The following is an 11,150-nucleotide window of genomic DNA, read 5'->3' on the forward strand; positions in this document are numbered from 1 at the left end:
GCCCGCGCCTGGAGTTTGTTCGACATGGATATCCGCACCCCACTGAACCAATGCATCGCCCTGATCGTCGCGGGGGTGCTGTTCCTCAACCCCATCGTCGCCACGGCCGCGCAACTGACCGTCGATGCGGCGGCCAATGCCAACACCAGCATCAAGCAGGCCGGCAACGGGGTGCCGATCGTCAACATCGCCACGCCCAATGGCAGCGGCCTGTCGACCAACACCTTCCGCGACTACAACGTCGGCAGCAACGGGCTGATCCTCAACAACGCCACCAGCAAGACCCAGTCGACCCAACTGGGCGGCATCATCGTCGGCAACCCCAACCTCAGGGGCCAGGCGGCCCAGGTGATCCTCAACCAGGTCACCGGCGGCAACCGCAGTACCCTGCAGGGCTACACCGAGGTGGCGGGGCAGGCGGCCCGGGTCATCGTCGCCAACCCCCATGGCATCACCTGCAAGGGCTGCGGCTTCATCAACACGCCGCGGGCCACCCTCACCACCGGCAAGCCGATCATGGACGGCGAGCGCCTCGACCGCTTCCAGGTGGACGGCGGCGACATCGCCATCGAAGGCGATGCGCTCAATGCCACCAACCTCGACCAGTTCGACCTGATCACCCGCAGCGCCAAGCTCAACACCGAACTGCACGCCAAGCAGTTGAACGTCGTCACCGGGCGCAACGACGTCAAGGCCGACACCCTGCAGGCCACGCCGCGTGCCGACGAGGGCGGCGACAAGCCGCTGCTGGCCATCGACAGCTCGGCGCTGGGTGGCATGTATGCAAACACCATTCGCCTGGTCGGCACCGAGCAGGGCGTGGGCGTCAAGCTGGCCGGCAACATGGCCGCCACCACCGGCGACATCCAGGTGGACGCCAACGGCAAGGTGACCCTGGCGCAGACGTCCAGTGCCGGCAACCTGACGGTCGCCGCGCAGAGCGCCGAGCTGACCGGCAAGACCTACGCCGCCGGCAATGCCACCGTGCGCGTGCGTGACGATGTGACCGTCGGCCAGAGCCTCGCCGCCAGGGGCAGCATCACCGTGGCCGGCGCGCGGATCGACAACCAGGGCATCATCGAAGCCGGCGTGGAGCTGGACAACACCCGTAATGCCCACGGCGACGTGACCCTCACGGGCCAGACCCTGCGCAACCGTGGCAGCGTGGTGGCCAACCGCACCCTGGAGGCCACCGGCAGCACCACCCTCGACAACCAGGGTGGCACCTTCAAAGGCCGAGCGACCACGCTGACGGCTGGCCAGCTGGACAACCGCCAAGGCCAGGTACTGGCCGACGACACCCTGACGGTCAACGCCCACGCGATCGACAACCGTGACCAGGGCCTGCTGCAAGGCAAGGGCCAGGCCGTGGTGGATGTCAGCGCAACCCTCGACAACCGGGGCGGCCGCCTGGTGGGCCAGGGTGGCCTGCAGGTCACCGCCACCCAGCTCGACAACCGTGACAAAGGCCTGGTCGGCAGCGACCGGCAGGCCAAGCTGACCACCCATGCGCTGCTGGACAACCAGGACGGTGGCAAGCTCAGTGCGGATCGCCTGGACATCAGCACCGCCGGCCTACTCAACGGTGGCGGCCAGTTGCTTGGCGGCGATGTGCTGATCAACGCCAGCGCCGACATCGACAATCGTCTAGGCCTGGTTTCGGCCAAGCGCCTGCTCGACCTCAAGGCCGTGGGCCTGGACAACAGCGGCAAGGGCAACCTGCGCAGCGACGGCACACTGGGCGTCAAGGTGGCGACCCTGGACAACCGTGACAACGGCCTGCTGTCGAGCCTCGGCGACCTGACCCTGCACGGCGAGCGTCTCGACAACCGTGGCGGCCTGGTCCTCGCCGACCGCTCGCTGACCGTCACCGGCGGGCATTTCGACAACCGCGACAAGGGCGCGGCCACCACCAAGGGCAAGGCCCACATCGACGTCGCCAGCCTGTCCAACAGCGATGCCGGCCACCTGCAGAGCGATGGCCGTCTCGACCTGATCGCCGGCACGGTCGACAACCAGCGCCTGGGCAACATCACCGCCAAGGGCGATCTCGAGGCCCACCTGGGCAACTTGAACCATCAAGGCGGCAAGTTGACCAGTCTGGGCAGCCTGCTGCTCACCGCCGACACGATCGACAACCAGCAGGGCGGCAAGATTGGCGCGACCACCGTGGCCGACATCAGCGCGGCGCGCATCCTCAACCAGCAGGGCGAGATTTCCAGCGCCGGCAAGGTCGTCCTGAATGCCAGCGAATTGCTGGACAACCAAGGCGGCAAGGTCATCGGCGACCGTGGCCTGGCCCTCACCGTGCAGCGCCTGCTCAACCAGAACAAGGGCCTGCTCAGTGGCCATGACCGCCTGAGCCTACACGGCACGGAGCTGCTCAACAACGGCGGCAAGCTGAGCAGCCGCCAGCACATCGACGTCACCCTGGACGGCAAGCTGGACAACAGCGACGCCGGCCTGATCGTCAGTGACGCCACCGTTACCCTGAATGCCGGCACGTTGCACAACCGCCAGGGCGGCAAGGTCTCGGCCAACACGGCCCTGGACCTGACCAGCCAGGGGTTGCTGGACAACCAGGGCGGCACCCTGGTGACCAACACCGGGCTGCTGCTCAAGGCCGGTCGCCTGGACAACAGCCACCTCGGCGTCATCAGCGCCCAAGACCACGCCGAGCTGCGCAGCGGCGCCATCGACAACAGTGCCAAGGGCAATATCGGTGCCGGCAGCCTGCTGCTGGTTGGAACCCAGCTCGACAACAACACCTATGGGCGCATCAGCGCCACCGGCCAGATCGATGCCACGCTGACCGGCCTCGACCAGAACGACCACGGGCAATTGGTCAGCGAAACCGGTATCGACCTCGACCTGCAGCACGGCCAGTTGGTGAACCGCAACGGCGGCCTGCTGCGTTCTCCGGGCAGCCTGTTGTTGCGTCAGATCGGAGTGGTGGACAACCGCGAGACGGGCGAGATTTCCGCCAATCACGGTTTCAGCCTGGTTGCCAACAAACTCGACAACCGTGGCGGGCGAGTGATCAGTGCCCAGGACCTGACCCTGCGCATCGCCGGCGTCCTCGACAACAGCCTTGCAGGCGTGTTGTCGGCCAGCCATGACCTCACGGTCGAGGCCACCCGCCTCGACAACTACACCGGCGGCAGCCTGGCCAGCGGCCAGGCCCTCAAGGCCACGATCGGCGGCCAGCTCGACAACCACGACCAGGGCATCCTGTCCGCCGTCGGCGCGTTGACCGTGACCAGCGCCGGCTTGCTCAACAGCGAGCGCGGCCTGCTGTCGGGCAACACCGGCGTGACCGTCACCACCGGCCAGCTGGACAACCACCAGGGCGGCCAGCTCATCAGCCAGGCGGCGATGACCGTCGACAGCGCCGCGCTCGACAACCGTGGCGGTGCCTTGAGCAGCAAGCAGGCCATGAAACTGACCACCGGCGACCTGCGCAACGGCGCCGATGCCTTGCTGCGCGGCGGCCGGATCCACAGCGATGGCGCGTTGACGCTGGTGGCGGGGCAGGTCGATTCCAGCCAGGGCGGTGAAATTTCCGCCAAGGGCGACCTGCTGCTGCGGGTCAGCACGCTGATCCAGCGCCAGGGGCGGCTGATCGGCGAACAGAAGCTCGACCTCGACCTGAACGGCGGCGACCTGCTGAACCAGGGCGGCCTGATCAGCGCCAACGGTCCACTGAACATCCACAACCTGGGCAAGCTCGACAACAGCGCCGGCGAAGTCACCAGCCAGCAATCCTACAGCCTGCTCGCCCAGCGCATCGACAACCAGCAGGGCCGTATCCTCAGCGATGGCCGGCTGACCGTGGAGGCGCCACTGCTGGACAACAGCGGCAAGGGCCTGATTTCCGGCGCGCAGGGCCTGCTGGCCAAGGGTACCGACCTGAACAACAGCGGCGAAGGCACCCTGTCCAGCAAGGACGGCGACCTCAGCGTGACCCTGGACGGTACCCTCGACAACCGCGAACTGGGCGCCCTGGTCAGCAAGGGTAACCAACAGATCACCGCGGCCAACCTGCATAACAGCAAGGGCATCATCTCTTCCGAGCAGGCCATAACCCTCAGTGTCACCGACCGGCTCGACAACAGCGGTGGCGGCCTCATTTCCGCCACCGGCGACCTGGCGTTCGACCAGGCAGGTACCGTCATCGACAACCAGGGCGGGCAGATCAACGGCCAGGCGATCACCGTCGTCGGCAAGCGCCTGGAAAACGCCAAGGGCCAGCTGACCAGCCGCGCGCTGCTTGACCTGACCTTGACCGGGGCCCTGCTCAACACCGACGGCGCGCGCCTGGTCAGTGGCGCCGACCTGCTGCTCAAGGCCGGCAGCATCGCCAACAACGGCGGCAAGCTGATCAGCCACGGCCTGCTGCGTGTCGATTCGGCGACGCTGGACAACAGCCGCGGCGGCAACCTGGCCAGCCAGCAGAACCTGGTACTGCGCCTGAGCGGCGACCTGCTCAACGGCCAGGACGGCCTGCTGTTCAGCGAACACGGTAAGCTCGACATCCACGCCAATGCCCTGGACAACCAGGCCGGCACCCTGAAGAGCCAGGGCGGCATCGACGTGCGCCTGGACAAGGCCCTGAACAACCACGGCGGACGCCTGGAGAGCCAGGCGGGCGACCTCGAGCTGCATGCCGCGAGCCTCGACAACGGCGGCAACGGCATGCTCAGCGCGGTCAAAGGCCTGTTCAAGGGCGTCTTCGCCGGCCTGTTCGACAACGGCGGCGGCACCACCCAGGCGCAGTCGGTGGACATCAAGGCCGACACCCGGGTGAACAACCAGGGCGGCTACCTCTCGGCCCTGGGGGGCGACAATCAGCTCGACACCGCCGAGTTCGACAACCGCGGTGGCGGCCTGTACGCCGCCGGGCTGCTGCACCTGCAGGGCCAGCAGCTGCTCAACCAGAGCGGCAAGATCGGCGCCGGGCACATTGACTTCGGCCTGAGCGGCGCGCTGTACAACGGCCTCGGCCAGCTGGAAAGCGAAAACGACCTGCTGCTGCGCGCCAGCGAGCTCGACAACCGCGCGGGCAACCTGCGCGCCCTCGGCAAGACCGGCACCAGCCGCTTCATCGTCACGGGCAACCTGCTCAACGACAACGGCGTGCTGGCCACCGCCAACCACGACCTCGACCTGCAGATCGGCGGCCTGAGCAACAGCGGCGGGCAACTGCTGCACACCGGCCTTGGCACCTTCGGCCTGGCCTCGGACAAGGTCACCCAGGCCGGCGGCGTGCTGCATACCGATGGCCTGCTGAGCATCGGCGCCGCCAGCTGGACCAACGACAGCGTGCTGCAGGCCCGGCGCCTGGAGCTGGACATCGGTCGCTTCGTGCAGACTGCCAGCGGCAAGCTGCTGGCGGTCGAGAGCTTCAAGGGCCGCGGTGGCGACTGGACCAACCATGGCCTGCTGGCCAGCGATGGCAGCCTGCAACTCGACCTCACCGGCAACTACGACGGCAACGGCCGCCTGAGCAGCCTCGGCGGCCTGGGGCTGAGCGCCACCGACATCCGCCTGTCCAGTGCCGCCAGCCTGGCCGGTGGCGCCGGCAGCGTGGTGACCGCCCGCAACCTGCTGAGCAACGACGGTCGCCTGACCGCCCTCGGTGGCCTCACGGTCAACGCCGCCAGCCTGGAAAACCGCGGCACCCTCGGCGGCGCCGCGGCGGTGACACTTGCCGCCAACACCCTGAGCAACAAGCGCGGCCTGGTGTTCAGCGGCAACGACATGACCCTGCGCGTGGGCAGCCTGAGCAACTACTACGGCGATATCTACAGCCTCGGCGGCCTGGACCTGGCCGGCAACGGCAGCGCCCGCGCCGCGTTGCTGGACAATATCTCCGCCAGCATGGAAAGCGCCGGCAGCATGACCCTGGCGGTGGACACCTTGCTCAACCGCAAGGAACACCTGAGCTCGAAGCAGAAGCTGGTCGCCGGCTACGTCAACGTGTATTCCGACGACCGCTGCAAGGGCAAGGGTTGCGAGCTGTACTTCTCGGCCACGGAAAGCTGGCAGGATGTCATCGACCAGGACAGCCCCACGGCCTTCATCACCAGCGGCGGCAAGCTGACCTTTGCCGGCAACGCGTTCCGCAACCACTACAGCAGTGTCTCGGCGGGCGGCGATATCGCCATCAACACGGCCGTGTTCGAGAACAAGGGCGCCGGTGGCGGCGAGCAACGCAACCTCACCGCCAGCATGTACACCCGTGATCGCGGGCAGTACAACGCCTTCATCAACGCCAAGAACCAGTTCAACCAGAACCCGGGTTCGCTGACCCTCGATCAGGTCATGGCGGCGTCTGGCTATCCTTATGCCAGCATCTATGACGTCATCGACAACAAGACGCCGATTGCCGGCGCCGTGGTCGCCCCGGCGGTGGTGCAGTCGGCCGGCGCGGTGACCATCAACGCCACCCAGCGTATCGACAACAGCGTGGTACGCGTCAACCAGGCCGGTGCCGGCACCATCAATGCCCGTGGCGATGCCACGGCCGATGCGCGCCAGGCCCAGACCCAGGTGCGCGCGCTCAACCCGCAGTTGCCGCCGGACCTGGCCCAGCGCCAGGTCAACCCGGTGACCCTGCCCAGCTTCAGCCTGCCCCAGGGCAGCAACGGCCTGTTCCGCATCAGCAGCCAGGCCGGCCAGGCCGCGATCAGCGGCGACGCCCTGGGCGCGACCGGCGACCGCACCCAGGCCGGTAGCGGCACCTTCATCGCACCGCTGGCCAGCACGGCCAGCGCCGACAGCCGTGCCGCGCAGACGCTTGGCGCCAGCGGCGCGGCCGCGGCGCAGGGCGCCGTGGCTGGCTCCGGCGTGGCGCTGGGCGGCCTGGCCGCCGGGGTCAAGCTGGTCCAGGGCGTGCCTGAGCGCAGCGTGCCGAATGTCTCGCACAAGTACCTGGTAGAGACCAATCCGGTCCTGACCGACCTCAAGCAGTTCCTAAGCTCCGACTACATGCTCGGCCAGCTCAATATCAAGCCGGACCAGGCCATCAAGCGCCTGGGCGACGGCCTCTACGAGCAGCGCCTGATCCGCGAGGCGGTGGTGGCCCGTACCGGCCAGCGCTACATCGACGGCATGACCAGCGACGAGACGCTGTTCCGCTACCTGATGGACAACGCCATCGCCAGCAAGGACAAGCTGTCGCTGAGCGTGGGCGTGTCGCTCAGCGCCGAGCAGGTGGCGGCGCTGACCCACGACATCGTCTGGATGGAGCAGGTCGAGGTCAACGGCGAGAAGGTACTCGCCCCGGTACTGTACCTGGCCCATGCCAATGGCCGCGTGGCCCCCAACGGCGCCTTGATCCAGGGCCGCGACGTCAACCTGATCAGCGGCGGCGAACTGGTCAATGTCGGCACCTTGCGCGCCACCAACAACCTCGCCGTCAGCGCCACCAACATCGGCAACGCCGGGTTGATGGAGGCGGGCGGGCGCCTGGACATGCTGGCCACCGAGTCGATCCGCAACGCCCAGGGCGGGATCATCGCCGGGCGTGAAGTGAGCCTCACCGCGTTGACCGGCGACGTGATCAACGAGCGCAGTGTCACCCGCCTGGAAGGCCGCGCGGGCGGTGAGCACGTGACCAAGGACCTGGTCGACACCGCCGCGCGCATCGAGGCGGCGAACAACCTGACGATCACGGCGGGGCAGGATATCGGCATTGTCGGCGGCGCCGTGCAGGCCGGCGGCAACATCGACATGGATGCCGGGCGTGACCTGATCATCGCCAGCCAGGAAGGTGTCGACAGCCACGAGTACCAGCGCCGCCGCGTCAGTGGCCACGACACCAGCATCACCCAGTACGGCAGCGAGGTGAAGGCCGGCGGCAACCTCACCGCCACGGCCGGCCAGGACCTGAGCATCGTCGCCAGCGAGATCGAGGCCCGCCGCGACCTGGCCCTGCAGGCGGGGCGCGACGTGACCCTGGCCGCCGCGGCGAACGAGGAGCACAGCTACGCCAAGGGTAAGAAAGGCAAGACCAAGTACGAGCGCCAGGAGGACGACGTCGAGCAGCAGTCGGCCGAAGTGAAGGCCGGCGGCGACCTGACCATCGACGCCGGGCGCGACCTGCGCATGGTGGCGAGCAAGGCCAGCGCCGGCGACGAAGCCTACCTGGTGGCCGGCGACAAGCTCGAGCTGCTGGCCGCCAACGACAGCCAGTACTCGCTGTATGACATGAACAAGAAGGGTGGTTGGGGGAGCAAGAAGACCCAGCGTGATGAAGTGACCGACGTGAAGGCGGTGGGCAGTGAGATCACCAGTGGTGGCGACCTGACCCTCGAGAGCGGCGGTGACCAGCTGTACCAGGGCGCGAAACTCGCCTCCGGTGCGGACCTGACTATTGATAGCGGCGGTTCGGTGACCTTCGAAGCGGTCAAGGACATGCATCAGGAGAGTCACGAGAAGAGCAAATCGGACCTGGCGTGGACCAGCGCCAAAGGTAAGGGAAGTACGGATGAGACGCTGCGCCAGACCTTGATGGTAACCCAGGGGGAATTGGCGATTCGGGCCGCTGGCAAAATAAATATTGATATTAAGCAAATTGACCAAAACACCGTCAGCCAAACGATTGATGCAATGGTCCGAGCAGAGCCCCAACTGGCGTGGATCAAGCAGGCCGAGGCCAGCGGACAAGTGGATTGGCGAGTAGTAAAAGAAATTCACGACAGCTGGGATTACAAAAATTCAGGGCTGGGAGCAGCACCCGCCCTGATTATTTCGATTGTCGCGAGCGTCTATCTTGGTCCGCTTGCAGGTGCCATGGCCAGTAACTTTGCCGTAGGAACCATAAACGGTGGTGGAGACATCGGTGCAGGCCTAAAAGCGGCAACCAGCAGCAAGGCCATAAAGGGATACGCTACGCAGATGGTAACAAGCGGAATTTTGAGTGGAATAGACACAGCAGTTGCGGGGTGGAATCCTGATGGTCCGTTGGTTCTGAGTGCCAATGGCATCAGTAATCCAGGGTATAGCTCTGGTATGTTGGATTGGAATTCGGTCAGCCAGAACATCCTTCGTAGCAGCACACATGCTTTGGTCGCTGGCAGTGTGAACACAGCGATAAATGGAGGCAGCTTCAAAGATAATCTTGGGGCTGCTGCTGTGTCTGAAGGATTGGATTTGGCGGCGGCCTTCGGTAATAAACAGGTCGGCGATTTAGCTGAATATCTCAACGTCAGTCCTGGCTCTGCACAAAAAATCCTAATGCACGCAGTCTTGGGTGGAGCGCTGTCATCCGCCAAGGGAGGAGACTTCAAAACAGGGGCACTGGCAGGTGCTGCAGCGCAGGGGCTCACGGCGGCTACAAGTGCAGGTTTAGGTAAGTATCTCGATTCACGGTTTGCTACGGACGACCAGTTCAAGGTGGCGACCGCCCAGATTATTGGGGTTTTGGCAGGAGCCCTGGGTAACGGGAACCCTGAAACCGCCAGTTGGGTGGCTGGAAACGCTCAGCGCTATAATGACTTTTTACATCCAGGGGGAAGTTGGGGGGCGGAAGCTGCTAGCTTAGGAACATCTATGGCGGAGCAAGGCAAGACACCCGAGCAGATTTCTGATGCGTTCCAGTCCTTGGCTAGAAGCGATGGGTACAAAGGCCCTGGTCATGATTATGTAGCTGGTTGGGTGTATACTCCAGCTGCGTTGGGCACGGTTATATCGCCCCCGGCAGGACTTGCTGGCACAGCGATGGGCGGTGTCATTGGCGGTGGTGCTAACATTAGCTATCAATTGTCTACGGATAAGCCGTTTAGTTATGTGGATGCTGCCATTGCTACCACTGTGGGTGGTGCAACTCAAGGTCGCGGGGCCGCATTCACTATTGGTGCAGGTATGGGAGGGGCATTCTTAGGGAGCTTGATTAAAGGTGATAGTCCAATGTATCCAGTTTTAGGTGCGGCCATTGGCGGTGCGGTGGGCCTGAAAGCTGGACAGGTTGTAACCGATAAATTAAAGCCGTATGCCGGAAGGTATTCTGAGGCGGTAGGTGCCTCCGTGGCTTCTCAGACGTCCGAGGTTGTAGGCGGTAAGTTAGGAGCAATGGGAGATAATAAGTGATTAAGCCTAAGTCGAGGTTTCAAGCTTATGTGCTGCTTTTTATATATTTAGTTGCTTTATTTTTCTTTACAGGTGTTATGGCAAATTTTTTAGGGGCTATAATTGTTTATTATGAGCATGGTGCGTGGAATTTTGGCTGGTCTGATATCTCCGGATTATTTCCTGGTTTTTTAGCTTATGCAGTACCTGTGTGGCTTGGGATATGTGTTGCTTCATATTTCAAGTGGGGTGATAGGAAGTAAATTTCTAAATGATTCCCGAGCGCGGATTGCTTGAGCCACAAGGGGCTAAGCTTGAGTAAGACCGAAAAGGGACATACTCTAATTTCGGTTTGTAGGACCAAAAAGGGGCAGATTTGAATGGCACTTACTTAACAGCCAACCCTTTGATCCACAAGAAAAAATGAAGAAGGGCTGGCCTTGGTCTACGGTGATAGTTACGAACACACACCATTAAGCCAAGGACGCAGCCCAGAATGGATCGTAGACGTCAAATCCTGCAGCATCAACAGCAGCGTTTCCGCCACCATGCTTCGACCAGTGACGCTCAGGCATTTTTCGATCTCCTCATGGCCCCCGAACTGCTAAAGCGTGTCGAGTCATTGTTGCCAGCACATCGAGAGCGCCTATTCCCACCGACTGAAACGCTCTCGATGTTCCTGGCTCAAGCAATGAATGCTGATCGCTCCTGCCAGCAGGCGGTCAATGACTTTTCCATCAAGCGATCCTGCAACGGTATGAAGCCCAACAGCACTCGTACAGGCGCCTTCTGCAGAGCCAGGCAGCGCTTACCGGTGGAAATGGTCTCAACACTGGTTCGTCACACGGCTTCATCGATCAGTGATCAAGCCCCCTCGTCGTGGCGTTGGAGAGTAGAAAAGGGGACAGATTTATTTTTCCTACTCTAATTCCAGCTCCTGGCAGCGAAGGGATCTAGCTGTCATGTAGGTAGGCCGAGATTAGGCAGTGTACGAAAAGTAATGTCGTAAACACCGCCGCCAGCAAGCCAGCGTGAGCATCGCAGCGAAGCTTTCCGCTAGCTTGCAATAGCGTGTACCC

The 11,150-nt window shown here is 63.6% G+C and carries 2 protein-coding genes and 2 pseudogenes; 3 read left to right on the top strand and 1 reads right to left on the bottom strand.

What is annotated here, in order from left to right:
- The first annotated feature begins 24 nt into the window (after positions 1-24).
- The 3 genes and pseudogenes from AC25ND_RS21050 to AC25ND_RS21060 all read left to right on the top strand — a co-directional run.
- Entirely contained in the window at positions 25-10,092 is a 10,068-nt protein-coding gene (locus AC25ND_RS21050; protein WP_486976569.1) for a two-partner secretion domain-containing protein, read from the top strand.
- A complete protein-coding gene (locus AC25ND_RS21055) occupies positions 10,089-10,334 on the top strand; it encodes a hypothetical protein (protein ID WP_486976570.1) in 246 nt (81 codons plus the stop codon). Before AC25ND_RS21050 ends, AC25ND_RS21055 begins: the two co-directional genes overlap by 4 nt.
- A 233-nt stretch (positions 10,335-10,567) precedes the next feature.
- Positions 10,568-10,963, top strand: a pseudogene (locus AC25ND_RS21060) (IS4 family transposase); the annotation flags it as partial.
- An 87-nt stretch (positions 10,964-11,050) separates the two neighbouring features.
- Here AC25ND_RS21060 and AC25ND_RS21065 read toward each other — a convergent pair.
- Positions 11,051-11,150: pseudogene (locus AC25ND_RS21065) on the bottom strand (IS5/IS1182 family transposase); the annotation flags it as partial.

The sequence above is a fragment of the Pseudomonas sp. P110(2024) genome (genome assembly GCF_057480795.1).

Excerpts from the sequence above, each read along its gene's own strand:
- AC25ND_RS21050 (WP_486976569.1), top strand. The coding sequence starts at position 25 with ATGGATATCCGCACCCCACTGAACCAATGCATCGCCCTGATCGTCGCG.